Annotated in this window: 23 protein-coding genes; 11 read left to right on the top strand and 12 right to left on the bottom strand. The window is 68.5% G+C overall.

What is annotated here, in order from left to right; genetic code table 11:
• Positions 1–33: 33 nt before the first annotated feature.
• Positions 34–1,161 carry a Nickel transporter NicT gene (gene nicT, locus IG90_RS0102100; protein WP_030576515.1) on the bottom strand — a complete coding sequence of 376 codons (1,128 nt, stop codon included), beginning with the start codon at positions 1,159–1,161 and terminating at the stop codon, positions 34–36.
• Between the two features lie 145 nt (positions 1,162–1,306).
• Positions 1,307–1,957: a TetR/AcrR family transcriptional regulator gene (locus tag IG90_RS0102095; RefSeq protein WP_033893520.1), complete on the bottom strand. Its 651-nt coding sequence runs from the start codon at positions 1,955–1,957 to the stop codon at positions 1,307–1,309.
• A 119-nt stretch (positions 1,958–2,076) separates the two neighbouring features.
• Between IG90_RS0102095 and IG90_RS44175 the strand changes: the two genes are divergently transcribed.
• Together IG90_RS44175 and IG90_RS0102085 are read left to right on the top strand one after the other, a co-directional pair.
• Positions 2,077–2,244, top strand: coding sequence for a hypothetical protein (locus IG90_RS44175; protein WP_157846273.1), 168 nt, complete (start codon positions 2,077–2,079; stop codon positions 2,242–2,244).
• 5 nt (positions 2,245–2,249) lie between these two features.
• Positions 2,250–2,804: a hypothetical protein gene (locus IG90_RS0102085; RefSeq protein WP_030576509.1), complete on the top strand. Its 555-nt coding sequence runs from the start codon at positions 2,250–2,252 to the stop codon at positions 2,802–2,804.
• Between the two features lie 52 nt (positions 2,805–2,856).
• On the opposite strand, the gene IG90_RS41320 is transcribed toward IG90_RS0102085, so the two are convergent.
• The 7 genes from IG90_RS41320 to IG90_RS0102050 form a co-directional block, all read right to left on the bottom strand.
• Positions 2,857–3,483 (bottom strand): hypothetical protein, encoded by a 627-nt coding sequence (locus IG90_RS41320; RefSeq protein WP_078585147.1) that lies wholly within the window; start codon positions 3,481–3,483, stop codon positions 2,857–2,859.
• A 139-nt stretch (positions 3,484–3,622) separates the two neighbouring features.
• On the bottom strand, positions 3,623–4,942 hold the full coding sequence (locus IG90_RS0102075) for a type II restriction endonuclease (RefSeq protein ID WP_209443536.1): 1,320 nt from the start codon (positions 4,940–4,942) through the stop codon (positions 3,623–3,625).
• Positions 4,943–5,009: 67 nt separating this feature from the next.
• Positions 5,010–5,879 (bottom strand): F510_1955 family glycosylhydrolase, encoded by an 870-nt coding sequence (locus IG90_RS0102070; RefSeq protein WP_030576499.1) that lies wholly within the window; start codon positions 5,877–5,879, stop codon positions 5,010–5,012.
• A 32-nt stretch (positions 5,880–5,911) separates the two neighbouring features.
• Complete coding sequence (locus tag IG90_RS0102065; RefSeq protein WP_030576496.1) at positions 5,912–6,937, bottom strand: C40 family peptidase; 1,026 nt, start codon at positions 6,935–6,937, stop codon at positions 5,912–5,914.
• A gap of 175 nt (positions 6,938–7,112) precedes the next feature.
• On the bottom strand, positions 7,113–8,024 hold the full coding sequence (locus IG90_RS0102060; protein WP_030576493.1) for a M56 family metallopeptidase: 912 nt from the start codon (positions 8,022–8,024) through the stop codon (positions 7,113–7,115).
• Complete coding sequence (locus IG90_RS0102055) at positions 8,021–8,395, bottom strand: BlaI/MecI/CopY family transcriptional regulator (protein ID WP_030576491.1); 375 nt, start codon at positions 8,393–8,395, stop codon at positions 8,021–8,023. Before IG90_RS0102055 ends, IG90_RS0102060 begins: the two co-directional genes overlap by 4 nt.
• Positions 8,396–8,477: 82 nt before the next feature.
• Positions 8,478–8,699 (bottom strand): heavy-metal-associated domain-containing protein, encoded by a 222-nt coding sequence (locus IG90_RS0102050; RefSeq protein WP_030576488.1) that lies wholly within the window; start codon positions 8,697–8,699, stop codon positions 8,478–8,480.
• A gap of 111 nt (positions 8,700–8,810) precedes the next feature.
• Here IG90_RS0102050 and IG90_RS0102045 point away from each other — a divergent pair, with 111 nt between their 5' ends.
• From IG90_RS0102045 to IG90_RS0102015, 6 genes are all read left to right on the top strand, one after another.
• On the top strand, positions 8,811–9,227 hold the full coding sequence (locus IG90_RS0102045) for a DUF6153 family protein (protein WP_030576484.1): 417 nt from the start codon (positions 8,811–8,813) through the stop codon (positions 9,225–9,227).
• Between the two features lie 81 nt (positions 9,228–9,308).
• On the top strand, positions 9,309–9,944 hold the full coding sequence (locus IG90_RS0102040; protein ID WP_030576481.1) for a DUF305 domain-containing protein: 636 nt from the start codon (positions 9,309–9,311) through the stop codon (positions 9,942–9,944).
• A gap of 1,468 nt (positions 9,945–11,412) precedes the next feature.
• Positions 11,413–12,627: a PLP-dependent cysteine synthase family protein gene (locus IG90_RS0102030; RefSeq protein WP_030576475.1), complete on the top strand. Its 1,215-nt coding sequence runs from the start codon at positions 11,413–11,415 to the stop codon at positions 12,625–12,627.
• Positions 12,624–13,922 carry an MDR family MFS transporter gene (locus IG90_RS0102025; protein ID WP_030576472.1) on the top strand — a complete coding sequence of 433 codons (1,299 nt, stop codon included), beginning with the start codon at positions 12,624–12,626 and terminating at the stop codon, positions 13,920–13,922. Before IG90_RS0102030 ends, IG90_RS0102025 begins: the two co-directional genes overlap by 4 nt.
• A 344-nt stretch (positions 13,923–14,266) precedes the next feature.
• Positions 14,267–15,859, top strand: coding sequence for a phosphoglycerate dehydrogenase (gene serA, locus IG90_RS0102020; protein WP_030576469.1), 1,593 nt, complete (start codon positions 14,267–14,269; stop codon positions 15,857–15,859).
• A 1,003-nt stretch (positions 15,860–16,862) separates the two neighbouring features.
• Positions 16,863–17,507 (top strand): M23 family metallopeptidase, encoded by a 645-nt coding sequence (locus IG90_RS0102015; RefSeq protein ID WP_030576466.1) that lies wholly within the window; start codon positions 16,863–16,865, stop codon positions 17,505–17,507.
• 453 nt (positions 17,508–17,960) lie between these two features.
• Here IG90_RS0102015 and IG90_RS0102005 read toward each other — a convergent pair whose 3' ends face one another.
• The 3 genes from IG90_RS0102005 to IG90_RS40555 all read right to left on the bottom strand — a co-directional run bounded on the left by IG90_RS0102005 (position 17,961) and on the right by IG90_RS40555 (position 20,409).
• Complete coding sequence (locus IG90_RS0102005) at positions 17,961–19,076, bottom strand: sensor histidine kinase (protein ID WP_033893517.1); 1,116 nt, start codon at positions 19,074–19,076, stop codon at positions 17,961–17,963.
• The gene (locus IG90_RS0102000) at positions 19,073–19,762 is read right to left on the bottom strand and encodes a response regulator transcription factor (RefSeq protein WP_030576459.1); all 690 of its coding nucleotides are present in this window, start codon (positions 19,760–19,762) and stop codon (positions 19,073–19,075) included. The genes IG90_RS0102005 and IG90_RS0102000 overlap by 4 nt, the downstream gene beginning before the upstream one ends.
• A 155-nt stretch (positions 19,763–19,917) precedes the next feature.
• A complete protein-coding gene (locus tag IG90_RS40555) occupies positions 19,918–20,409 on the bottom strand; it encodes a hypothetical protein (protein ID WP_030576456.1) in 492 nt (163 codons plus the stop codon).
• Between the two features lie 1,203 nt (positions 20,410–21,612).
• Between IG90_RS40555 and IG90_RS0101990 the strand changes: the two genes are divergently transcribed.
• The 3 genes from IG90_RS0101990 (at position 21,613) to IG90_RS0101980 (ending at position 25,621) form a co-directional block, all read left to right on the top strand.
• Positions 21,613–21,810, top strand: a complete 198-nt coding sequence (locus IG90_RS0101990) for a hypothetical protein (protein ID WP_124266099.1) — start codon at positions 21,613–21,615, stop codon at positions 21,808–21,810.
• Positions 21,811–23,343: 1,533 nt separating this feature from the next.
• On the top strand, positions 23,344–24,117 hold the full coding sequence (locus IG90_RS0101985; protein WP_411572606.1) for a transposase family protein: 774 nt from the start codon (positions 23,344–23,346) through the stop codon (positions 24,115–24,117).
• A 583-nt stretch (positions 24,118–24,700) separates the two neighbouring features.
• Positions 24,701–25,621, top strand: a complete 921-nt coding sequence (locus IG90_RS0101980) for a DUF4238 domain-containing protein (RefSeq protein ID WP_030576447.1) — start codon at positions 24,701–24,703, stop codon at positions 25,619–25,621.
• The last annotated feature ends 145 nt before the right edge of the window (positions 25,622–25,766 follow it).

The raw sequence follows: 25,766 nt of genomic DNA, 5'->3' as shown, positions 1-25,766 counted from the left end.
GCCAGTGTGCATTCTCCCTCTGCGCGGAGTCGATCAGTCCTCTTCCGCGATGCGTGGCCTGAGTGCCCACTTCTCCTCGATGCGGCCGTAGCGCCAGATCAGCAGCGCGGCGGCCCAGGTGACGACGAAGAGGAGGACGACGGCATAGCCGACGGCGTTGAGGTCGATGCCGCCGACCCAGTCCCAGAACGCGCCGTGCAGGGAGAGTTTTTCAGCGGCGATCGACAGGAGTTCGACGGTGCCGATGAGGAGGGCGGCGGCGACTGACAGGCCGGTGATGGTGATGTTGTAGAAGACCTTGCGGACCGGGTTGGAGAAGGCCCAGGAGTACGCGAAGTTCATGAACGAGCCGTCGATCGTGTCGAGCAGGCTCATCCCGGCCGCGAACAGCACCGGCAGGCAGAGGATCGCGTACCAGGGGATGCCGGCGCCGGCCGCGCCCGCCGCCAGGAAGAGGAGTGAGACCTCGGTGGCGGTGTCGAAGCCGAGGCCGAAGAGAAAGCCCAGCGGGTACATGTGCCAGGGCTTGCCGACGGCTCGCGTCGCACGGCCCAGGATGCGGCTCATCAGCCCGCCGCCGGCGGTGAGCTGTGCCTCCAGGTCGGCCTCGGTGTGGCGACCGGCCCGCATCCGGCGGAAGACGCGCAGGATGCCGATCAGCGCGACGAGGTTGAAGGCCGCGATGACGTAGAGGAAGACGCCGGAGACCGAGGTGCCGATGAGGCCGAGCGTCTGTTGCAGCGCGGAGCTGTCGTCCTGCACCGGTCCGGCGAGGGAGCGCACGCCGAGCGCGAAGAGCAGGGCGAGCAGGAAGACGACCGTGGAGTGCCCGAGGGAGAACCAGAAGCCCACGGACAGAGGGCGCTGGCCGTCGGAGATCAGCTTGCGGGTGGTGTTGTCGATCGCGGCGATGTGGTCCGCGTCGAAGGCGTGCCGCATGCCGAGCACGTACGCGGTGACGCCGAGGCCGATGCCGAACGCGCCCTGGCTGCCCAGGACGAAGTGCTGGGGGACGACGACGAACAGCAGCGTGCCCCAGCCGATGACATGCAGGGCGAGGATCGCGGCGGCCAGTCCGCCGGCCCGGGCCCATTCACGCGGGGTGAGTGCTCCACGTACGCGCCGGACGAGGCCGGGCTGGGAGTGGGGCGCAACGGTCATGGTGGTGTCCTTGATCCGGGTCGTGCTTGCAACGCACCCCATTCTCTATGGCGCTTAGTAGTTAGGTGCAAAGAGATTGCAATAACTTGCCCGAGGCTGCTGCCCAGGCTGATGCGGAGTCGCGGGAAGAGGGGGGAGGGGAGAGTCAGTGGCCCGAGTGCCCTGCGGGGCGGCCATGGTGCTCGTGCCGGCTCGTCGGCCGCCGGTCGGTCGGCATGGAGCGCCCGTCGTGCAGCCCGGACAGGGTCACCGTGACGAGCCGGTCGGCTGCGGCTTCGGAGGGCAGGGCGGCAGCGGCCGTGAGGGCGTGGAGGCAGTACGTCGCCAGCTCATCGGGCGCGATGTCGTCACGGAAGACGCCGATCCGCGCGCCCTCGGCCAGCAGGTCCCGGATCATGTTGTGGAGCTGCTGCTGCGCTCGCACGACGCGCTCGTCTCGGTGAAGGAACGCCGAGAGTTCGGTGCCCTGGTGCCCGCGGGACTGGCGTGAGATGTGAGCGAACGCCCGCAGGACCGCCTCGAGCTGGTCGCCGGCTCCATCGGTCTGGTCGCGGACCTCCGCGAGCTGTCCCAGGTGTTCGGTGATCTGGCGGTCGTGCCACGCGAGCAGGATCGCCTCGACGTCCGGGAAGTACTTGTACAGCGTGGCCCGGCCGATGCCGGCCTTCTCGGCGATCTGCGACATCGTCACCGACCGCAGGCCGTGCTCGGCGGCCAGCTCCGCGGTGGTGTTCAGGATCGCTTCGCGCACCGCACGGCGGTGCGCCTCGATCGTCTCGTTCCACAGCTTCGGCACCGCATCAGTGTACGTGGCGGCGCGGTCGATACGCCCTGGTTGACACCGTAGACATCGTGTCTCGTAAACTGCGGCTGCCGCGAACCGCATGACATCCACGCACCGTGAGGGACACGCACATGGCTGACTCACCTTCTCGCCCCGACGCCGTCGGCCATGGGCCCGGTCCCGCGGCGCATCCCGGCATGCCGCGCTGGGCGAAGACGCTCGCGATCGCCGCCGGTGCCGCCCTGCTCGTGGCGTTCGTGCTCATGCACGTGCTCGGCGGCAGCATGGGGAACCACTGATCGCGATGACCATGAACCCTCGCCTTCGCAAGTTCGCGCTCACCGCGCACGTCACGTCATCGGTCGGCTGGCTCGGCGCCGTCGTCGTCTTCCTCGCCCTCGCCGTCGCGGGTCTGACCAGTCAGAACGACCAGACGGTGCGCGGTGCTTACCTCGCGATGGAGCTGACCGGCTGGATGGTCCTGGCCCCGTTGAGCCTCGCCTCACTGCTCACTGGGATTGTCCAGGCCCTGGGTTCCTCGTGGGGCCTGTTCCGCCACTACTGGGTCCTGTTCAAGCTGTTGATCACCGTTGTCGCGACCGTTCTTCTGCTGGTGCACATGCAGGTGGCCGGCCACGTCGCCGATGTCGCAGCCCGGGCGCCGCTTGCCGGCGGTGACCTCGTGGGCATGAGGGTCCAGCTGCTGGCCGACGCCGCCGCAGCCCTCCTCGTGCTGATCGTCGCGGTGACGCTGTCGGTGTACAAGCCGAAGGGGCTGACCCGTTACGGGTGGCGCAGACAGAGCGAGTCACGGGCGCGGCAGCGGCTCGCTGTCCAGGAGGACCCGGCGGCCGTCTGACGGTTCGCTGGCACGGCCGTGCCAGGGCAGCCCCACGGCTGCACAACTCGGCTCAGCTCCCCATGCCCTCCATGCCCTCCATGTCTTCCATACCACCCGTGGTGTCCTCCGTGCCCGTGGTGCCCTCCGTGCCCGTCATGGACGCCTTCTTGCCGGCGGGCGTGACGGCGAACCACTTGTCGTCCTTGGCCTGGCCGTTCATCTGCCCGGCCTTCGTGTCGCCCATGTAGCGGTACAGCGGCCACCCGCCGAGCGTGAGCTGCTTCATGCCGTCCGAGCGGTCGACGGTGCCGAGGAGGCTCTTCTCCACGCCCATCGTCTGGACGGAGTCCTGCGCCATGACCGGCATCCAGGTCTTCGTGCAGTCACCAGTGCACATCGACATGGACGGGTCCGACTGGTCCTTGTGGGAGAGGTAGAGCGTCATCCCGTCGTCGTCGGTGACCATGCTCCCCATGCCCTTCATCTCCTTGGCCATCACCATGGTGGTCGTGACCATGCCCTCGCCGCCGGAGTTGCCGCTGTCGGCCGGGGCGGAGGCCGCGGGATCCGACGCGGCCGAGGCGGAGTTGCCCGGGCTCGTATCGGAGGCGTTGTCCGTCGAGCTGCCGCACGCCGCCAGCAGGAGCGTCGAGGCGAGCCCTGCCGCCGTAGCGAGGACGATGCGTTGCCGGATCACGGAGTTTCCCTTCGCCGGGAGCTTCTTCTACTTACTCCCTTAGTACGTCGAGTAGCTCCGGCCTGCTCAGTCACTCGTGCCACATGACGGAATCTTGACTCTCCGGGGCGCTCGGCGAGTACGGCATCGCCGAACCGCCTCAGCTCAGGTTGCGGGCCAGGGCCTCGATGGGATGCAGGCCCCGGCCGAACCGCATGATCGCTTCCCGGTTGGCCTGGAGCTCGCCGTAGGGCAGGTACCGCACCTTCAGGTCGGCGACCCGGCTGAAGGCGGGCCGCCGGATCTGGGCGCGGACCTCGTCCTCGCGTTTGTCGGGTGCGACCAGGTACATGCCGTGCGCGGCGTCGGGGTCGCCGCTGAGTGCCAGGTCGAGCATGCGCACGATGCCGGAGTAGATGGAGGTGGTGTGCTCGACCTCGAAGGCCGCGGCCACCTTGCCCTCCGGCTCCAGCCACAGCACGTCGATGAGGCTGATCGCCTCGCCCGCGGGACCGCCCGCCAGCTCCGGCGGGAGCTTGATCAGGCAGCCGTCCGCGAGCCGTTGGCCATCGTGCCGGCGGTTGCGGTCGTTGGCGGCGATCCAGACCTGGAAGCCGAGCGCCCTGCCGAGGTCGCGCAGCCACGCCTGCACCTCGGTGTGTGACACGTCCTGCCGCTCGGCCTCGGCGCGGGCCTTCTCGGCCTTCGCGTCCGAGCGGACCTGCTCCAGGTCGGCCTGCCAGGCGGTGCGGGCCGCGGCCGTGTCCTCGTCGCCGCGCGGCGGGGCGACGTAACGGCCGGATCCCAGGTCGAAGAGGAGCCCGGCGACCGCGCCCAGGTCGTTGGAGAGCAGGCTGCGGTGGGCGGAGTTGAGCGCCAGGATCCCCTCGCGCATCGCGAGGTACTCGTCCCACTTGCCGAGTTTGACCTTCGCGCCGGTCAGGGCGTTGTAGCCGTTGACGATGGCGGTGTTGAAGGGCGGGGCGATGGTGGGGTGCAGGAAGTAGAGCAGGTTGGCCGCCGCCGGGCCGAGCCCCTTGATGCCGCGTTCCGCCAGCGTTCGTATCGCGCCCAGGACCTGCGCTTCAGTGGTGCAGCAGCGGCAGGTCTCCAGCATCCGGGCGAACGCGAGCTGGTTCTCCCGGTCCTCGTAGATGTCGGGGATGCGCAGCTTCGGCTTCCACAGGAAGGCGTGGTCGGCGCCCTTGAACATCTGCCGCTGCTCCGCGATCGAGCCGACGACGGTCTCCAGCGACGAGCCCTTGTAGGCGACCCCGAAGGTGTCCGCCTCGATCTCCCGTACGATCTGCTCGATCCCGCGCCGGATGGAGCGGAAGTTCTTCGTGCGCTCCTCCCACAGGAACCACGTGCGGTAGGTGCTGCCGGGGTCGTCCCGCCACCGGCGGATGAGGGCGCCGATGGCATCGTGGTCGAGGCCGAGCACGGCGGACGAAGCGGAGGAAGAGGGAGAGATCGTCACAACTAGGCATTGTTGCACCACACTTCGCGATTCGTCCCGCAGTGGAACAACAACTGTGCGCGTCAACTCAGGAGGCCAGCGGCGCGAGTTCGGTGAAGGTCTTGCCGCCGTCGCGTGACTCGTACACGCCGGTCATCGTCGCGGCGAGGACGTGGTCGGCGTTGACGGCGGTCAGCGCCTGGGGCTGTCCGCCGGGCACGGTCGTGAGCTGCTTCCACGTCTTGCCGCCGTCCGCGCTGCTGCTCAGCTTCCCGGACGTGCCGATGCCGAAGAGGGACTTCTCCGAAGGCCAGGACAGGAAGGCCTGGACCTGCCCGGCGCCCTTGCCGAAGGCGCGGCCGCCGTCGGTGCTGGTGACGACGCCCTCCGCCGTGGTGGCCAGCAGTGTCTCCCCGGCGGGGCTCACCGCGAGGTCGAGGGCCTCCAGCGTCGCCCGGTCGTCCCAGGTCTTGAGGTCGGTGCTGACGCGGATCCGGCCGCCTTCGTATCCGTAGACGGTGCCCTTGGCCGAGTCCAGGGAGTGGAAGTCTGCCTCCCCGGACAGCGACCGGGACGTCCAGGTGCGGCCGGCGTCCTTGGTCTCGATCAGGCCGACGTTGCCCGGACGGTCGCTGCCTTCGGCTCCGTGCCCGCTGGCGAGGAGGGTGCTCTTCCCTGTCACGGTGAAGCCCATGAAGTCGTCCTTGCTGTCGCCGACGAGCTTGGGCTTCTGTCCCTTGGCGACCGTGTACAGGCCGCTGTGGGTGGCGACGTACGCGCGGCCGTCGGCCGGGTCGATGCCCAGACCGTGCACATGGGAGAGCGCCTCCGACGATGTTGGCGTGTCCGACGACTCAGCCGTGTCCGACGCCCCGCCCCCGCAGGCGGCGAGGACCAGGGAGGCGATCGAGGCGCCCGCGACGGCGAGCAGTGTACGGACGGCCGGGCGTGCGGTCACGAAAGTTCCTCGGGCGGTGCGGGTGTTGGTGCTCAGGGCCTGCTGGCAGCGAAGAACGGCATGGAGTCCAACGGGACGATCTCGATGTTCTTGCCGGTGCGCGGCGCGTGGATGGCCTTGCCATTGCCGACGTACATGCCGTTGTGCTGGTTGTCGTTGTACCAGTAAATGATGTCGCCGGGCTGCAGATCGGACTTGGCCACCTTGCGGCCGGCGTCGTACATCTGCTTGACGGTGCGGGGCAGGGAGACACCCGCCGAGCGCCAGGCCGCGCCCACCAGGCCCGAGCAGTCGTAGGAGTTGGGGCCGGTCGAACCCCACTCGTACGGCTTGCCGAGCTGGGCGTACGCGAACTCGATGGCGGTCTTGGCACGGCCGCTGGCAGGGCCGTTGTAGGAGGAGGGGGAGTCGCTGGCGCCCGCGGAGGCGTCGTCGCGCTCCTGGTCGGCTTCCATCTTGGCGCGCTGGGCGGCGGTCAGGTTGTTCAGCAGCTTGCGGGCTTCGGTGAGCTTGCCCTGGACCTCGTCCTTCTTCGCGGCGGCCTTGGCGCGCGTCTCCTCCAGGGACTTCAGTCGCTGTTGGGCGGTCGCCCGTTCCTGCGCGAGTTCCCGCTGCTTGCTCTGCATCGCACGCAGGGCGTCGGCCTGCCGGTCGCCCGTACGGTCGAGTATCTGGGCCTTGTCGAGGTAGTCGTCCGGGTCGCCGGACAGGAACAGCTCCACGCTCGGGTCGATACCGCCGCTGCGGTACTGCGCCGCCGCCAACGGGCCTATCTTCTCGCGCAGTTCGTTGATCTCCTCCTGCTTGCGGGCCAGGCGGTCCTGCGCGCCGTCCACCTCACGCTGCAGCTTCTCCTGCTTCTCACGGACGGCGTTGTACTCCTCGGTGGGAGCCTCGGCCTCCTCGTAGAGCTGCTCCACCTGCTTGCGCACCTCGTCCACCGTGGGCTTGGGCGCCGCCTGGCTCTGCGTCGGCAGGAGGCTGACCGCGCCGGCCGCCATGCCGAGGGTGGCTATCCGGGAACGGCTGGGCGGCTTCGGCCGACGGTGCTTCGCCATCGTGGGCTGACTCCTTAGCGCGTCTGTGTACGGAGCGGCGGCCTGTGGCCGTCGGACCGGCGCTGCGGCGTCGGCCAGTCAAGCGGGTTAGAACTTAGTAGCTTCGTATTACGTATCGCAAGCCAGTCCGAGTCACACAGGTCTCACCCGGAACGGTCAGCCGAGCCCACAACGGTCAGCCGAGGCCGGGCGGGCAGGCGACCAGCAGCGGCAGGAGCGGGACCGTCGCGGCCACTGCGGCGAGGGAACCCCACAGGGCGGGGTGAGGTGCCTTGCGGGGGCCGAGGACCCGCTTCAGGCGGATCAGGGCGTTCGGGCCGCCCGCAGCCAGCGCACCCTTCGGAGTGCGGGCCGCGGCCATCTCGTACATCGCGGTGGCCAGCACCTCGTCGGAGTGGCTGCGCAGGGCGCGGTCGTCCGCGATCATCTCCAGCAGCAGTGCCGTCTGCTCCCGGGCATGGCGGGCCAGTGGCAGCCACCGGAAGACCGAGTAGAAGGCCTCCGCGGCGGCCAGAACCAAGTGGTGGCGGCCCGCGATGTGGGCCTTCTCGTGTTCCAGCACGGCGCCGAGCTGCTCGGGTGTCAGCCGGCGTACGGCCGCGTCGCTGATCACGATCCGGGGATGGCGACCGGGCAGGCAGTATGCGGCGGGGGTGTCGTACGGCAGGACGGTGGCACAGAGCCGGGCCGAGCGGCGGCCCACCAGGTCGACGGCTTCCCGGTGCTGAGTCCTCGCTCGCCGGGCCCGCGTGACGTGGAAGGTGAAGCTCGCGACGAGGGCGATGCCGATGGCGGCCGGGATGCCGACGGCCAGGCGATCGGCGGTGTTGGGGTCCGGCTGGCCTGTGCCCACGTCCAGCCCGCAGGTGTGGAGCAGGCCCACCAGGCCGGCGTGCAGGTGCTCGGCGGGCATGGCCAGGCTGTACGCGGTGAGCGCGGCCGCGATCGAGAACGAGACCGCCAGGGCGTGCCACACCGCCGCCGCCAGGGCCGGGGCCCGGTGCGGCCAGGCGGCGCGCAGGAGCAGGCGCGGGGCGGCGAAGCCCACCGCTGCCGTGTAGCCGGCCAGGGCGGGCGCCGCGTTCACGAGTCTGCCTTCGCCTGGCGTCCCGCGTTGCGCAGGGCCCTGCGCAGGGCGGCCTGCTCCTCCTCGGACATGTTCTCGACGAAGGCGACCAGCGCGGCGGGGCGGTCCTTGCTCTCTCCCAAGCCGTCCTCCATGAGTGCGGCGGCGTACGCCGCGCGGCTGCGCACCGGGGTGTACAGCCAGGCCCGGCCCTGCTTGCCGCGCAGCAGCCAGCCCTTGCCGTACAGGATGTTGGTGACCGTCATCACCGTGGTGTACGCGACGGGGCGAGTCCTGTTGATGTCATCCACTATCTCGCGCACCGTCGCCGGACGGTTCCACGTCCAGAGACGATCCATGATTTCCGCTTCAAGTTCCCCCAGCCGCCGCATGGCCTGACTCCCTTTCGCCACCGAATACGCAAGGCCATAGTAGTCGGCCGTTCGGGCAGCCTTTCGGGATGAAGGCGGAACGTCACACGCGCCCGGTGAGTTCGTAGCCCGCCTCGTCGATCGCCTCGCGTATCCGGGCATCGTCGAGCGGGGTGGTGGATGTCACGGTGACGCGGCCCGTGGGGACGTCGACCTGCACGTCGACGACGGTTTCGAGGGCAGCGACCTCCTCCTTCACGGCGTTCTCGCAGTGGCTGCCTGTCATGCGGGACACGCGGTATTCGGTCGTCAGTACGTCGGGCACGATGCCTCCCCCTCAGGGGCTGTCATACCCCGGGTAGGTATCACGTTTCCGTGTCTGCTCCGGTGACGCCCGGGATGCAAGCGGCTGATGATCCATGCCTAGGATGACGCCGTGACCCGCCTCGGACAGCTCATGCGACCGCACTCGATGGTGCGGTCCTTCGGGCTGCTCGTGTGCGCTGTGCTGCTGGGTCTGATCGGCATGCACGGTCTCGGACCGATGCCGGGGGCTGCCGCTGCGTCATCCGGGCACGAGCGGATGGCGGTCGTCGCACACACGGACGTCATGGCGTCGATGCCGGGCGAATGCGATCACGGCGCAGGCGGCTGTACCGGTCACACGGACCATGCCGATCCCACCTGCGCCTCCGCGTCAGTCGCCGGGGCTCCGGCCGTGGTGCCGGTGCTGCTGGCCGATGTGGTGGCGTGTGCCGAGCCGCAGGAGACGCGTACGTCTCCCGCCGGCAGCGGTCCCGACGGCGGTCGCGCCCCGCCCTCACTCTTTGAACTCCAGCTCCTGCGGATATAGAGCGGCCCGCGCGGCGCCGCATGCCCATGCGGCGCCGCGCCCCGGCATGCCCTTCACCCATTCGAAACCAGGAGCTCAACCTTGGCTGCACACCGCAAGCTCATCCGCCGTACCGCCCTTGTCGTCACCGCCGGTGCGGCCGCGCTCGTCCTGTCCGCCTGTGGCGGCGGGCACGACATGTCCTCGATGGGGTCCGACCCCAGCCCCTCCGCGAGCGCCTCGGCCAAGACCGGCGACCACAACGACCAGGACATCTCCTTCGCCGAGGAGATGATCCAGCACCACCGTCAGGCCGTCGAGATGGCCGACCTGGCCGCCGACCGCGCCTCCTCGCAGGAGGTCAAGGACCTCGCCACGAAGATCAAGGGCGCGCAGGACCCGGAGATCGAGACCATGTCCGGCTGGCTCACCTCGTGGGGCGAGGAGGTCCCCGCGGACATGTCCGGCATGGAGGGCCACGACATGGGCGACATGTCGTCCGACATGCCCGGCATGATGAGCAGCGAGGACATGGACATGCTGGAGAAGGCCTCCGGCGCCGAGTTCGACAAGATGTTCCTCGAGATGATGGTCGAGCACCACGAGGGTGCCATCACGATGGCCAAGACAGAGAAGGCCAACGGTGAGTACGGTCCCGCCGTGAAGCTCGCGGACGACGTGATCACGGCTCAGACCGTCGAGATCGAGCAGATGAACAAGATGCTCGGCAAGAGCTGACGCGGCGACAGAAACGGTGTGGCCTGGCGGTGCACGTCACCCGTCCGGCCGCACCGTTTTCTGTTCTCCGCGACCCGCGAGCGGTGACGGACAAGTCGTTTGCAAACGATGAACTCCCCATCTGGTGAGCGCGGTTGGTCCCAATAGGTGCCCCTGCGCGCCGTCATGTGGCTGGGTTCACGCGATGTTCTCCTGAGACGGCATGCCAGGGCATCGCGATCAGGTTAGGATCACAGCGTGATTACGGCCTGGTCTCCTTCTCGTATGCCGAGGAGCCGCTCATCAGCGGCTCTGTGGCGTGTGCTGGGGCTGGGCCTGTTCCTCTTCGGTCTGCTGTATACGCACGCCGTCAGCCCTGACGCGACGGTGAGTCACCTCGCCTCCGACAAGGGCCTCTCGGCGTCGGGCGCTCATTTCGAGCCAACTGCCGAACACGAAAACGTTGCGAGTGCCACGTCGGCGCAGCCGACGGGCGAGCAGCCGGAGGACCATCACGACGGCCACGGACAGCCGCACGCCGATGCGGACTGTGCGATGGGGCAGCCTTCGCAGGGTCCCGCTGTAACGGAGCCCTGTCTGTCTCCGCTGAACTCGGAGAACGGCGACGGGGCGGCTGGCTCTGCGCCCGCCCGTCACGCCACCGCGGCACGGGACTTCGCGGCCCCGAGAACCCAAGCGGCGGACTCCGCGGTTCTTCGTATCTAGGTCAGCGCCTCCCGAACCGGTCGCCCCTTCCAGGGATTTCCGGACTCGGCCCGAGGCCGCGTCACGTCTTCTCCCGGCGACCGGTCCACGGCGTCTGACCTCCTGCGCACAGCGCCCCACAGCGTGGCGCGGGGACGGTCGACGGCCCTCTTCCCCGACCCCCCACCGATCCCTGCCTTGACCGGGAGAGTTCCCGTACGGGCAGTGACCGCCGCGCGGAGGACCTGTGCCGCCCACCCCTGCCCTTTCCCTTGCCCATGCCTTATGCGCACGTCCGCTCCGTAAGAGCCTGCTCGTCCGGGGCACGTTGTACGCCCTGTTGTTCGTGCTGCTGACGTGCCTCGGCGATCAAGGGCATGCGCCGGAGTCGCCCGCTCGTTCAGCCGCGGCGCCGGCTGAAGCCCCTCTGCCCGCAGAGGGCTCCGACGGCGAGAATCTCGACCCGTCCGAGTCTCCCGACCGTTGCCACGGCCCCCGCCTCGCGCAGGCCATCTCGCCCCAGTCGTCCCCTCGGGTCCCGCCGCCAGCCGTCACCGCGCTGTCGCTGACGGACGCCACAGCAACTCCCGTGCGCCAGCCCTCTGGAGCCGTCCGAAGACCGCTGCCGAGCGGCGGCCGGTCCGCTCTCACCGCCATCTGCCGGTGGCGCATATAGGAGCCACCCAGCGGGTCGGCCCTGGTCGCCCCGCCGCGCGGCGCGCCCTGGCCGTCGCGCGAGATGAGCATCCGCACGCGTCCATACCGATATGAGAGCGAAAACAGCATGCACTCCATGACCAAGAGTGACCTCACTCCCGCCGGCTCCGGTTCGGGCTCCGCCCTACGGGGACTTGTCGGCAACACCCCGCTCCTGCACGTCTCCCAGCCCTTCACCGAGCCGGACCGCGGCTTCTGGGCGAAACTGGAGGGCTTCAACCCCGGCGGCATCAAGGACCGTCCCGGCCTGCACATGGTCGAGCGCGCCCGCGCCCGCGGCGAACTCCAGCCGGGCGCCAGGATCATCGAGTCGACCAGCGGCACCCTCGGTCTGGGTCTCGCCCTGGCCGGCATGGTCTACGGGCACCCCGTCACCCTGGTCACCGACCCGGGCCTGGAGATGTCCATGACCCGGCTGCTGACCGCGTACGGGGCCCAGGTCAACCTCGTCTCCGAACCGCACCCCACCGGGGGCTGGCAGCAGGCCCGCCGTGACCGGGTCGCCCAGCTGATGGAGCAGCACCCCGGCTCGTGGTGTCCGGACCAGTACAACAACCCCGACAACACCACCGCGTACACCCCGCTCGCCCTCGAACTGGCCACGGAGCTCGGCCACATCGACGTGCTGGTGTGCAGCGTGGGAACGGGCGGACACTCCGCGGGGGTCTCCCGCGTACTCCAGCAGCTCTACCCGGACCTCAAGCTGGTCGGGGTCGACACCATCGGGTCGACGATCTTCGGCCAGCCCGCGCGCCCCCGCCTGATGCGGGGCCTGGGCTCCAGCATCTACCCGCGCAATGTCGCCTACGACAACTTCAGCGAGGTGCACTGGGTCGCCCCGGCCGAGGCGGTGTGGAGCTGCCGCCGGCTGGCCGCCTCCCACTACGCCACCGGCGGCTGGAGCGTCGGCGCGGTGGCGATGGTCGCCGGCTGGCTGACCCGCACCCTGCCCGCGGACACCCGGATCGCGGCGATCTTCCCCGACGGCCCGCAGCGCTACCTCGGCACGGTCTACGACGACGACTACTGCGCCGCCCACGGCCTGCTCGACGCCCCGCCCGCACCCGAACCGGAGGTGATCGGCCGCCTGGACGAGAAGGAGGTCACCCGCTGGACGCGGTGCGAAAGCGTCATGGACCCGCTCACGCTGGCCGACTCGGAGCAGCGCTCCGAGATGGCCGGTCCGCTCGACGCGTACGACGCGGAAGCCGGGGCGTCCGTGGACAGCGGCGCCGCCGAACAGCTTGACGGCGGCGACGCGCTTGCGGAGGGCAACCGGTGAGGTCGACCATCGCCCAGGTTCGTTCCTACGAACGCAGTGTCCAGTTGCTGATGGTGAATCAGTTCACCATCAACCTCGGCTTCTACATGCTGATGCCGTACCTGGCCGCGTATCTGGCAGGTCCAGTGGGGCTGGCGGGCTGGCTGGTCGGGCTGATCCTCGGCGTACGCAACTTCAGCCAGCAGGGCATGTTTCTTCTCGGCGGGACGCTGGCCGACCGGCTCGGCTACAAGCCCATGATCATCGCCGGGCTGGTGCTGCGCATCGTCGGCTTCGCGACGCTGGGACTCGTGGAGTCCGTACCCGCCCTGCTGGCGGCTTCGGCGGCGACGGGGCTGGCCGGTGCGCTGTTCAACCCGGCCGTACGGGCTTATGTCGCGGCGGACGCGGGTGAACGCCGGGTCGAGGCGTTCGCGCTGTTCAACGTCTTCTACCAGGCCGGGATCCTGCTCGGCCCGTTGGTGGGCATGCTGCTGACCGGGGTGAGCTTCCGCGTCACGTGCCTTACCGCGGCCGGGATCTTCGCTCTGCTGAGCGTCGTCCAGATCCGGGCCCTGCCCGCGCGCCGGGGCGACGACGCGGGGCGCGGACAGGACCAGGAGGGCGTGCTGTCCCAGTGGCGGGGCATCGTGTCCAACCGGCCGTTCCTGCTGTTCTCGGTTGCCATGATCGGCTTCTACGTCATGCAGTTCCAGGTCTATCTCGCCCTGCCGCTGGAGGTACGGCGCCTGGGCGGTGACGGGACTTTCGGCACGGGGGCGGTGGCGCTGCTGTTCGCCGTCTCGGGCCTGAGCACCATCCTCTTCCAGACCAAGGTGACCGCCTGGTGCAAGGCCCGCATGGAACCGGGCCGCGCGCTGACCTGGGGGCTGCTGACCATGGGGCTGGGGTTTGTTCCGCTGCTGGTGGCCACCGCGGTCCCGGTACCGGACGGCGGGGTGGGGCTGTGGCTGCTCGCGGCCGTGCCGCCGGCACTCTCCGCGCTGCTCCTCGCGATCGGCACGATGATCGCGTACCCCTTCGAGATGGACACCATCGTCCGCCTCTCCGACAACCGCCTCGTCGCCACCCACTACGGCCTGTACAACACCATCTGCGGTATCGGCATCACCCTCGGAAACCTGCTGACGGGTGCCGCGCTCGACGCCGCCCGAGCCGCCGGGATGTCCGCGCTGCCGTGGGTGGCGCTGTTCGCACTCGGCCTCGCCTGCGCGGCAGCCCTCTACGGGCTGCACCGTACGGGCCGCCTGGCACCTCCGGTGCGCGAGGCGCAGCCGGAGCCCGCGAACGCATAGCACGACGTCCTGTGCTGGAGGGGGCGGACGAGTTCGTTTCCGTCCCCTCCGGCCGGCCACGCCCACGTCGATGGTTGGGCGTGTGCGTCGGCGTGTGCGCCCACGGATACAAGCACCGCCGGGCGCTCGCCCGCCCGTGCCACGGCCATCTGGCCCGGCACGTCACCAGCCGTCAAGACGTATGCGCGCATCACGCCGCCGTCACCCCGTGCGCGGCGCGGCACGTCACGTCTCCATGCCGACCGCACTCCTCCAGCACCCGCAGAACCACGTCACAAGTCGCCACCACCTTCGGCCGCCGAGACGGCCGTCCGCCAAGCAACAGGTAAGGACTGAAGACCACCGTGAGCCCGAAACCCGCCGTACTGATCGCTGAAGAGCTGTCGCCCGCCACCGTCGACGCACTCGGACCCGACTTTGAGATCCGGCACTGCAACGGCGCCGACCGAGCCGAGCTCATCCAGGCGATCGCCGACGTCGACGCGATCCTCGTGCGCAGCGCGACCAAGGTCGACGCCGAGGCCATCGCCGCGGCCAGCAAACTGAAAGTCGTCGCCCGCGCCGGTGTCGGACTGGACAACGTCGACGTATCCGCCGCCACCCAGGCCGGCGTGATGGTCGTCAACGCCCCCACGTCCAACATCGTCACGGCCGCCGAGCTCGCCTGCGGCCTGCTGATCGCCACGGCCCGCCACATCCCGCAGGCCGGCACCGCCCTGAAGAACGGCGAGTGGAAGCGCGGCAAGTACACGGGCGTGGAGCTGAGCGAGAAGACCCTCGGCGTCGTCGGCCTCGGCCGCATCGGTGTCCTGGTCGCCCAGCGCATGTCCGCCTTCGGCATGAAGATCGTCGCCTACGACCCGTACGTACGGCCCGCGCTGGCCGCGCAGATGGGCGTCAAGCTGCTCTCACTGGACGAGCTGATCGAGGTCTCGGACTTCATCACCGTGCACCTGCCGAAGACCCCGGAGACGGTGGGTCTGATCGGCGAGGAGGCGCTGCACAAGGTCCAACCGCACGTCCGGATCGTCAACGCCGCGCGCGGCGGCATCGTCGATGAGCAGGCGCTGTTCAACGCCCTGAAGGAAGGCCGGGTCGCGGGCGCGGGCCTGGACGTGTACGCGCAGGAGCCCTGCACGGACTCCCCGCTCTTCCAGTTCGACCAGGTCGTGTGCACCCCGCACCTCGGCGCCTCCACGGACGAGGCCCAGGAGAAGGCGGGCATCGCCGTCGCCAGTTCCGTCCGGCTCGCGCTCGCGGGCGAGTTGGTCCCCGACGCGGTCAACGTGCAGAGCGGCGTCATCGCGGAAGACGTACGGCCCTGGCTGCCGCTCGCCGAAAAGCTCGGCCGGATCTTCACCGCCCTGGCGGGCGAGGTCGCCGTCCGGCTCGACGTCGCGGTGTACGGCGAGATCATCCAGCACGATGTCAAGGTCCTCGAACTCTCCGCGCTCAAGGGCGTCTTCGCGGACGTCGTGGAGGAGACCGTGTCCTACGTGAACGCCCCACTCTTCGCGCAGGAGCGCGGCGTCGAGGTCCGCCTCACCACCAGCTCCAAGTCCCCGGACCACCGCAACGTGGTGACCGTCCGCGGCACACTCGCAGATGGTGAGGAGGTCGCGGTCTCCGGCACCCTTGTCGGCCCCAAGCACATCCAGAAAATCGTGTCGGCGGGTAAGCACGACATCGACGTCCCGGTCGCCAACCACATGGTCTTCCTGCGCTACACCGACCGCCCGGGCATCGTCGGCACCGTCGGCCGGATCCTCGGCGAGTCGGGCCTCAACATCGCCGGGATGCAGGTCTCCCGCCTGGACGAGGGCGGCAAGGCGCTGGTCGTGCTGAACGTCGACAACGACGTCCCGGCCGAGGTTCTCAGCGAGATCGCCCAGGAGATCGGCGCCACCTCGGCCCGTTCGGTCAACCTGGAGGACTGACACCCGACAGCACAAGCGTACGGACTCGGGCCCGGTGCACCGCCGCAGCGGTCAGCCGGGCCTGAGTGCCGTCCAGCGGGAATGCTCGAAGGCGCACAGATGGCCTGGGCTCAAGGCCGCAGGACCTGGCCTGCGGGCTGCCGCGGCCGCTTTCCGTCAGGCGCGGGCCGCCTGCGAGGCGATGCTGATTGCTGCCGCGGCACCCGGCGGAACGACCGCCGCGGTGCCCACGCCTGCACTGGACAGGCGGACCGGGGCCCTTGCGATGGCAGGTGAGGGGTGCTTGACGGCCCTCTTGCGGTCATCGACTCCGCGAGCGGGAAGCGGCCGACGGCCGTGTTCCTTTTTCTGGTCTGCAGGGGCGTTGCCGTGTTCACGGGTCACGGTTCATCGGTCGCGTTCGCCGCTGGTTTCGATGGTGCGGCAGACGACGGCATCGCCGTCGGCCCGGCGTGCCTGGTCGGCGGTGTGGCAGGCGCTGACCAGGGACCGCCTCGGCTGTTGCAGCTCAAGCGCTCCGCAAGGCCGGCGCCTGCCGGGCCGTAGCCGACGGCGCCTAGCGGCCATGCATATCGGCGTAGCGCGCGTCACATTCCAGGGTTTTCGGATCTTGCCGTCCGGTGATGTGCCACACAGGCGGTTTGACTCCTACTAGGCGGAGTAGTAGCGAAGATTGCGGTAAAAGGAGGTGTTTTCATCCCATAGCTTGGGTGGCGGTCTAGGTCTCGGGGTCCCGATCGGCGGAAAGGCGGCCTGGTGAGTGTTATGTGCCGCTTGTGAAGTGCGGGTAAACCTCTTCAGTGGGGGTGGATCGATGTCGTTTTGGTGTGATTGGGTCACAGGGGTCATAGGTGCCGAAGAGGTCGGGATCCAAGCGCCCGGCTACGACCCTGACTAGTAGAACGGCCCTTTGAGTAATGGAGGGAGCGCGGGTACCAAGGGGTGGCCCGCCCGGCATGTGGCTTGTGTGCCGGGTCCATTCATGCCCGGAGGTAATCCCGACATGTCCCAGCGCACTCGCTCCCGCAATCCCGGCTCGTCCCTGCTCCGTACTCGGGCGGCCGTCATAGCCGTCGGCCTCGGAGCATCGGCGGTGCTCGGCGTGGGCACCGCGGTGGCTGCGGAAACCGGCAAGACCGCCTCCGCGCTGCCCGGCTCGGCCACCGCTCAGGCCGCTGAGAAGTCCGCCGAGCAGGCCGCAGCCGTCAAGAAGGCCGCGAAGAAGGCGCCCTCATGGGTCGCCCCGGTCAAGAAGTACAAGCTCACCGCGGGCTACGCCCAGACGGGCAGCAGGTGGGCGTCGACCCACTCCGGGCAGGACTTCGCCGTGCCCCTCGGTACCCCGGTCGGCGCGGTGCGCGGCGGTACCGTCGTCAAGGCCGGGCCGAACGGCGGCGGGGACGGACCGGCGTACGGCAATGCCATCGTGATCAAGCACGGCAACGGGACGTACTCGCAGTACGCGCATCTGTCGCGGATCGATGTGAAGGCCGGGCAGACCGTGAAGACCGGGCAGACCATCGCCCGGTCCGGCAACACCGGCAACTCCAGCGGTCCCCACCTGCACCTCGAGATCCGTACGAGCCCGAACTTCGGCACCGCGATCAACCCCCTCGCGTTCCTGCGCTCGCAGGGCGTCACCGTTTGACGCACGGCCAAAGCGCATTCCGAGGCGTGGGCCAGGGTGCTCGCACGCATCAGGACGCGGCTGTCAGGCGCCCACGTGCGCCGGGCACGGAGGTCGTCGGCGAGGCCGCCCACGGCGCCGGCACGGTCCGCCAAGCGGGGGGCGATTACCGCGTCGCCGCAGCCGAGCGCGCGGCGCGGAAGGCCCCCACTCGCCACGGCCGCTTGATCCAGGTATCGAGGCCCGACGTCGCCGCCGTCAGTCGCCCGTGGGGATGCCCGCACTGTCGTGGATCTCACTGTTGCTACTCGGCCTCGCCTGCGCGGCCGCCTTGTACGGCCTGCACCGCACCGGCCGCCTGGCGACCCCAGAGCCCGAGCCGCAGCCCGTCACTGCCTGACCCGCCCCCGGATGTTCCGCCCGCCCTGACAGAGCCGGAGATCCCCTGAGGCGAGCGTGCGGCTCGCGGCGGCGCTACCCGCGTGGCGCGTCGGAGGAGCGCAGCGGCAGGACGACGGTGAAGCGGGCGCCCTGTCCGGGGCCCGGCGACGAGGCGGTGACGTCGCCGTCGTGCGCCCGCGCGATGCCCCGTGCGATGGTCAGGCCGACGCCGGAGCCGGCCGAGCGGCGCGGCCGGCCGGGCACCCGGTAGAAGCGTTCGAAGACGCGCTCGACGTCGGCGCGGTCCAGACCGACACCGGTGTCGGTCACGCTGACCTCGGCGCGGCTGCCGGAGCCGTGCGCGGTGATCGTGACCGTGCCCCCCGCGGGTGTGGCGAGCAGGGCGTTACCGAGCAGGTTGGTGAGCACCTGCGTGATCCGGTCGGGGTCGACGTGCACCGGCAGCGCCGTGTCCGCGGCGATGACCAGGGTGACGTGCGCGTCGTCGAACTGGGGGGACAGCCGCGTCGCGGCGCGACGGGCCAGGTCCGCCAGGTCCGCGTCGAGGGGATGCAGGTCCAGGCGCTGCTCCTGGGCGCGGGAGAGGCCGGACAGGTCGTCGGCGAGGCGGTGCAGCCGGCGCAGCTCCGCGCTGAGTTCGGCCAGGGTGTCCGGGCTCGCGGTGAACACGCCGTCGATGAGCCCTTCGACATATCCGTCCAGCGCGGTCAGCGGGGTCCGCATTTCGTGGGCGACGTCGCCGAGCAGCCGGGTTCGCCTCTCTTCCGTGTCGGCCAGGGCGCGGGCCAGGGTGTTGACATCGGCGGCCAGCGCGGACAGTTCCGGCTCGGCGGGCGGCGGCACGTTGACCTCGTAGCGGCCGGCGGCGATCTGACGGGTCGCGGCCCGCACCGCGTCGAGCGGACGCAGCATGCGGCGGGTGACCACGGCCGCGACAGCCGCCGCGGCGACCACGCTGGCCAGCACGCCGACGAGGAGGGCGGAGTTGAGTGAGGCCAGGAACGCGGCGTGCACACCTGCCCGGATCTGGCTGGACGTGCCCATGCCGGACATGCCGTTCATCATCCCGACCCGGTGGTCGAACAGCTCAGGTGCCAGCAGCCGGACGGTGAGGAAGGCGATGCCGGCACCGACCACGGCCACGCCGGCGTGGGACAGGAACAGCCGAAACGGCAGGCGTACCTTCATGTCCGGTGTCCCACGAACTTGTAGCCCACGCCCCGTACCGTGGCGATCAGGTGCGGGTCACCCGCGTCGTCACCGAGCCGTGCCCGCAGGCTGCGGATGTGCACATCGACGACGCGTTCGTCGCCGTAGAAGTCGTAGCCCCACACCCGTTCGAGCAGCTGGGAGCGCGAGAACACCCGGCCGGGCGCCCTGGCGAGCGCGGCGAACAGGTCGAACTCCAGGCTGGACAGCTCCACCTGCTCGCCGCCCGCCGTCACCTCGCGGCCGGCGAGGTCGATGGTCACACCGGCGAAACGCAGAGCTGTCTGCTCCTGGTCACGCCCCGCGCGGTCGCGGCGCAACACCGCCTTCACCCGCGCGGCGACCTCCCGCGGGCTGAACGGTTTGGTCACATAGTCGTCGGCCCCCACCCCGAGCCCGACCAGCTTGTCGACCTCTTCGGCCCGTGCGGTCACCAGGATGACGTAGGCGTCGCTGAAGCCGCGCAGCCGGCGCAGCACCTCAAGACCGTCGATACCGGGCAGCATCACGTCCAACAGCACCAGGTCCGGCGGGTCTTCGCGCAGCACGGCCAGCGCCGCCTCGCCGTCGCCGGCCTCGGTGACGGCGAAACCGTCCGCCTCCAGATAGCCGCGCAGGACGGTGCGGATGCCTGACTCGTCATCGACCACCAGTACCCGCGGCATCGCTCACCTCTCCGCCCGAGCGTACGGCCAGGGCGGGCCGAAACCCGCCACCTCCCGCCTCTTTGTGCCCTGGACCGCACGCCCCTCGGTAATCCCCGAGGCCACGTGCCGGCCCCGCCGGCACGGCACGCCCCGCGCCCCGGTACCGGGGAGGGTTACCGTCGCATCCCGCTCATGCCCATGCCCTGGCCCATGCCGTGGCCCATCGGGCCGGACCCGGCGGTGTGGGTGGCGTTCACCATCTCGTCGACGTGCTCCTTCACCTGTGCCAGCCTCGACGCCTTCTGGTCGGCCGTCAGCGTGGTGTTGTTGTCGAGGTTGGCCTTGACCGCCGCGACGATCGACTTCTCGAGGCCGGACACCGACTTGCCCTGGGCCTTGGCGACATCCGCCAGCGACTTGCCTGCCTGCAGCTGGGCGCGCAGGTCGTTGTCGCTCAGCCCGAGATAGTCGGCCGCCGCCGTGATCGGCGCGTCCTGCCCCATGAACCCGCCGTGCATGGTGCCCTGGTGGCCTGTCCGGTCGGCGCACGACACGCTCGACCCGCTGTCCGTGGTGTCCGTCGCCACCGCGACACCGCCGCCGAGCGCCACGACCACTCCGGCCGCCGCCACCGCGAGCGCGACACCCTTCCGCTTCGTTTTCATCTCCAGCTCCTTCAATGACGCGGCACGCACCAAGCGGTCCGTGCCCGCCGACCCCTCCCGTCACCGGTGGGCCGACCTGTCTGTATCCGCATTCCAAGCCTGCGCAGGCGGCATGAAGCGACCACGACGGCCCGCATGAAGACCCTGTGAAGGCGACAGCCCCGCTCCCCGACGAGGCTGCGGCGACTGAGGAAGCGGCAAAGGCCCTGGCGCATGGCTTTGGCAAGCACGATCCGCAATAGGCTCGGCGCGCGGCGAGCGCGGGGATCAACTGAGCAAGGTCCGGTGAGCACCCTGAGCTTGGGTGGCTGTTTCCAGAGAACGCGGTGCCAGTCGTTCGTCTGCTCGCTCGGGGCCCCCGAGCGAGAACCAGGTACCCGGCTGGAAACACCTCGCCGCCGCTTCGGCCCCGCGCCGGCTACGGGAGCCGCACACCGGCTCAGCCGAATCTGGCACCCGCACCGAGCGCGCCGGCCCCATCGGATACGGCAACGAACCCGGCCGTCTCGCCTACGGGACTGTCCCCGTAACACTGCCTCAGCGACCAGTCCCCACAGTCACCCACGGTGACCCGCCTGACCTGCGAGGACGCCCCACGCGTTCCCAAAACAGAGGAGGGGCGTTTCCGGGCCTGACTGAGGCGAGCCCCTGACCTGCGGCTTCGTAATTATCCGCAAGGCCCACGAAGGCCGGGGCTTGCCGAAAACGTTGCCGGAAACCCCAGTGGGGAATGCTAGGCAGGCTGAGACAAACGCCCTGGTCAGGCTCCCTTGGGGCGATGCCGGGAAGAGGTCTGTAGGGACACTTTCCCAGGCAGGCACCCTGAAGGTCGACTGACCGGTGACAGCCTAGCGGATAGGGGTTGCTGCGGTCGCCCCCGTTGCCACTTGGTGCCGCCGCGCGTTCGTTCCATGTCGCTTGACCTGGGAAGTTCCGGCGGAGTGCGTGGAGGCGGGGTCGATGTGATCAAGGTTTCGACAGTGCGCGGATGGGACGGGATGTCCGTTCTGGTGTGTGGCGTCGGCGTAGTCACGTGAAGCCGCAGTAGGTGTCCCCTGCGGGGGCCTCGGATAGTCCGTACCGCAATCCGGCCAAGTTCCAAGCACGGGCGTACACGGTGCTGTCACCTCGACCACCTACTCAACGTATCTGCCTGGCTACCTTCCACGGGTGTATGTCGCTTTGGTGCGCAGGGACGGCATCGTGACAACCCTGATCGACACGAAGAACGAGATGAAGAGGCCGATCGACGAGCGGGACGGCCGCGTGAGTGAACTGGGCCGTGCTCGGAAGGCCTTTGCTGGTGAAATCGGCGAGCTGCGGGACGATGGCCTCGCGGATCCGAAGGCCTCCCTGCAGGAGACGCGGGCCAGCGCGCGAGCGATGCTGTCAGCGCGGTGACCGAACTGCGGCGGGAAGTCGGCGAAGTCCTCGCGCTGCTGCCCGCGAGGGTGCCAGGCGAGGTGGACGTCGAAGGAGACGAGAGCACCACGGCCGAGCCGGAGCCACTGTCCGGACAGCGACACGTGCCGGGGGAGGAGTTGACCCCGGCAGGGGCCGATGCTCCTGGTGCAGCCGAGGTCCTGGCGGAGATGGAGACCACCGAGCAGCCGCAGGATGAGGAGTCATCTGCCGTGGCTCAGGTCCGTTTTAGCCTGGTACTGCTCCACTGTAATGAGGGTTATCGGTCCGATCGAACACGAAATAGCAGGAAGGCTTCGAGTCAATTTTCCTGTGACGAACTTGATCACGGTGACTGCGCACCCTATGCTTTCCCTTGGAGATCGAATCAGCGTGGCGGTTCACATTAAGGAGCCTTGGGAGGCTTGGTAATGCAAAGATCCCTGATTCCCGTATGCGTCTCGGGCGAAAGTTCGCAGCAGTGGGCCGTGTATTACTCAGAGGAAAGCCCCTGGCGTGTAAGCGTGGTCCCTCCCAAAGGGCATGCTTACGAAGGTGACGGGTCTGATCTATTCGAGGCGCTTCGTGCAGCTCGTCTACGGCTGCAAGCGGAGGGCGTGCAGCTTTGTTGCAACGGAGCACGGATTAATGCTAGACCTTCTCCCGGATACCATGCGAATGGGGCTTTGCTGATTTATCTCGTGTCAAAAAATAGGCGAAGCTTTTCTCGCGATGTATACCCATTGCTTTCACCGGCACCTGCTTCGAAGATCGCCACTGTTGGGCAGCAAGACGAATTTTGGCGACAAGTTTCACGCCGCAAGATTTCCGCGATTGGGGTTAATCCAGTTAATTGGTATAAAACCGCTCAGGAGTACTTCTTTGGCATTAGATTCTGGGATTCTTGTATTGACTCGAATGGATTTACTTTCTGGGTTTCGAGGCGTACGGGTTGGCGGATTGGTGGGTGAATTTCTTATTTATTGTACTTGGGGTTGTCTCTGTGTGATCCTGTGAGATTTCCTTCCTTGTCTACCTCCCAGGCCCTAACTATGGCGGCGGAAGGTACGGATCCGCTAGGGTTAGCTACCAAGCTTGAGTCGATTTCGTACACCCAGCCGTTAGGGTGATTCCTTGCTTCCGTGATCAACTCAGGTGGCGGGTTCATTTTTTTCTTCATTCGCCCTCTTCTTGTTGTAAAAATATCCCATGCTTTGTTGGGCCCTCGGGGCAGTGATCGCATCCTTTTCAAGAGTGATGGAAACGGTCACCAGTAATCGGACGGATCGCAAGCACGGTAGGAATCAGGGTCCGGTCAGTCAGCATCATAGGCGCAGTGCTTCAGGGGTGGCCCGGCCCTTCCGTATACGCCCGCCAGGCGCTCGCTCCTGGTTTACCCTCGACTGCTCCACTGGCTGAGTGTTTTCAGGGTGGTCACCGACGGGGGTGACGGCGTGGAGGGCGCAACGCACGAGGCACCTGTGCCGTTGAGGAAGATGTTCGAAGTCTCAACTCGTCAGCGCAGGTGCCTCGTTGATTCCCTATCCTGCCGCACTCGACCTGCCTCATGCGCTGATCGAGTGGGTAGCCATGCTCCTCGTCACCCGCGAGGGTGACCGCCGCTGCAAGCTGCTGCCGCACCAACGCGCGCTCGTCGCTCTGGTGTACCTGCGCAAGCACGACACTCTGGCCCAGATAGCCGCCGGCTTCGGGGTCTCGGTAGGCACCACCCACGCCTATACCGCCGCGGTGATCGACCTCCTGGCTGCCCAGGCGCCTGGCCTGCTCAAGGTCCTGCGCGAGCACGAACCGGAGTACGTCCTGCTCGACGTGACCCTCGCCGAGTGCGACCTCGTGGGCGACGGCCGGGCCGACTACTCGCACAAGCACCGCCGCCACGGCGTGAACGTGCAGGTCGTGACCGACCTGTTCGGGCAGGTGCTGTGGATCTCCCCGGTCTTGGCGGGCAGGTGCCACGACCTCACCGCGGCCCGCACCCACCGAATCATCCGGATCTGCGAACGCCAAGGCGTCCCCGCACTGGCTGACCGTGCCTACCAGGGTGCCAGCCCCTGGGTCACCACCGGGCTCAGACGGCCGCCCGGCGGACGACTGTCTCCGACACAGCAGACGATCAACCGAGCGCTGGCCCCATCCCGGTCGCCCGTTGAACGGGGCATGGCACGACTGAAGTCATGGCGCATCTTCCGATGTGCGCTTCGGCAGCCTGTCGCTCGGCACATCTACCGAGCTGCGTGCTGCTCTTGGGCCGAATTTTCGGCCGGGAGTGAGGCTCAGCTGCGATAAGTGCCTCGCGGGATGCCACGGCCTCAACCATAACTTCGATGGGTCGAAACACGGCTGATCGACAGTAACTGGCCGGACGAGACTCGGTGCTGCCGCAGAGTCGTGCTTCCGCGTGCTGGTCGTTCTCGTGGTGCACCCACGAGCTGCTTCACTCCCGTGCCGGTGACACCAGCTCACCGCCACTTCAAGGAGACAGCCTCTAGCGCTCCAGCAGTGCTTCATTGCTTGACCTGGGGAAACGTGAAGCGGTGGGATCTGAGCGGCAGAGCGCCGTCATGGACGCCTTCTGCCCGCCGGCCCCTCGGAGGAGTGCCAGCGGCGGGCCACCGCTTGGCGTCGTCGGCGCCAACGCGACCCACTCGTCTCGCTTGGCGACCCGTCCCTTCGGTTTGGCGTACTGCTTCTTGAAGCGTTCGATCTGCGTGGCCCGCGGATCACGGTCTCGGGGACCAACGGAACAGTGGATAGCGGAAGAACCCCGTCCGATTTCCGTCTCTCTCGCGAACCAGCCACGAGCCGTCCGCTGGCCCCGAGGGCCGGTATTGCCGGGCGGCGACATGTCCGACCTCACTACAGTCGCCCCATGCCGCAGCACGCCAAGAAGCATCACTTCATTCCCCAGTTCCTGCTCCATCACTTCGCTGACCCCAAGGGCAAACTGATCGCTCACCAGGTGATGAGCCAGCGGCGATTCGGCTCGGCCGTCCGCGACCTGGGCCACCGCAACTTCGGCCACTCGATCTACCGGCCGGGACACGAACCCGACCACGTGTCGATGGAGTCGGCCATGGAGAAGATCGAGAACGAGGCCGCCACCGTCGTCAGGGAGCTGGTACAGGGACGGGAGCGCGCTGTACCCGCCCACGCCCGCAGTACCCTGGCTTGGCTCTTGGCCCTCCAGTGGCAGCGCAGCCGCTTCCTGATGCACGTAACGGGCAAGGCGAGCGGGGTCGAGGACAGCGGGCTGTCCGACGAAGAGGTCCAGACGAGCATGATGAGGTCCATATCCATGCGCGTGATCGATCCGTGGCGGCTCCGCCACGACGACGACGCGTACTACAAGGATCAGTGGAACCACCTGGTCTCCACTCTGCTGTCCAGCGACATGCACTGGTCCTGCTATCGCCCCCGTAAAGGCGGGCTCCTGGTGGGCGACAACCCCGTCTGCTTCTCCGGCGTGGTGGGCCCTCCGCCGGAGGGCGTGCCGCCCGGCTTCTTCGACCACGGCGTCGGGATCGGATTCCAAAACTTCCGGCGCCTGACTTTGCCGCTGGGCAGCAGCCTCGCCGTGATCATCTCCCGTGACCCCCAGGACGCCTCGCAGCTGCGTGTCGCGGACATCAACCGCTACAGCGTCTTCAACAGCCGTGAGTTCGTGGCTCACGCTCCGGACTGGGCCAAGAGCCACCCGGACCTCGCCCGCGAGCTTCCTCAGCTGCTGGAACGGCAGCGCATGGTCGCGCCCGCTTTCCTGCAGGGATACGCTCCGGGCGGTCGTAACTAGCGCCCGGTTCACTCCCGGCGCCCCGCAGTGTCAGAACCAACGGACCCCAAGCGGAAGGCCCGCTACCGCTAACCACGGTCCCGTTGGTCCCCAAGGCCGGCCTACGGGGCCGCCGCGCCGTCGGACGGCGTGCATTCAGCAGGTA

The sequence above is a fragment of the Streptomyces anulatus genome (assembly GCF_000721175.1).
GTDB lineage: Bacteria > Actinomycetota > Actinomycetes > Streptomycetales > Streptomycetaceae > Streptomyces > Streptomyces anulatus_C.
The sequence above is the reverse complement of the archived record's forward strand: the minus strand, read 5'-3'. Positions and strand labels throughout refer to the sequence as shown.

Coding starts and splice junctions, on each gene's coding strand:
- IG90_RS40555 (WP_030576456.1), bottom strand. CDS start 20,409: ATGAAAACGAAGCGGAAGGGTGTCGCGCTCGCGGTGGCGGCGGCCGGA.
- IG90_RS44175 (WP_157846273.1), top strand. CDS start 2,077: ATGGCTGACTCACCTTCTCGCCCCGACGCCGTCGGCCATGGGCCCGGT.
- IG90_RS0102030 (WP_030576475.1), top strand. CDS start 11,413: ATGCACTCCATGACCAAGAGTGACCTCACTCCCGCCGGCTCCGGTTCG.
- IG90_RS0102055 (WP_030576491.1), bottom strand. CDS start 8,395: ATGCGGCGGCTGGGGGAACTTGAAGCGGAAATCATGGATCGTCTCTGG.
- IG90_RS0102015 (WP_030576466.1), top strand. CDS start 16,863: ATGTCCCAGCGCACTCGCTCCCGCAATCCCGGCTCGTCCCTGCTCCGT.
- IG90_RS0101980 (WP_030576447.1), top strand. CDS start 24,701: ATGCCGCAGCACGCCAAGAAGCATCACTTCATTCCCCAGTTCCTGCTC.
- IG90_RS0102000 (WP_030576459.1), bottom strand. CDS start 19,762: ATGCCGCGGGTACTGGTGGTCGATGACGAGTCAGGCATCCGCACCGTC.
- nicT (WP_030576515.1), bottom strand. CDS start 1,161: ATGACCGTTGCGCCCCACTCCCAGCCCGGCCTCGTCCGGCGCGTACGT.
- IG90_RS0102085 (WP_030576509.1), top strand. CDS start 2,250: ATGACCATGAACCCTCGCCTTCGCAAGTTCGCGCTCACCGCGCACGTC.
- IG90_RS0102005 (WP_033893517.1), bottom strand. CDS start 19,076: ATGAAGGTACGCCTGCCGTTTCGGCTGTTCCTGTCCCACGCCGGCGTG.
- IG90_RS0102065 (WP_030576496.1), bottom strand. CDS start 6,937: ATGGCGAAGCACCGTCGGCCGAAGCCGCCCAGCCGTTCCCGGATAGCC.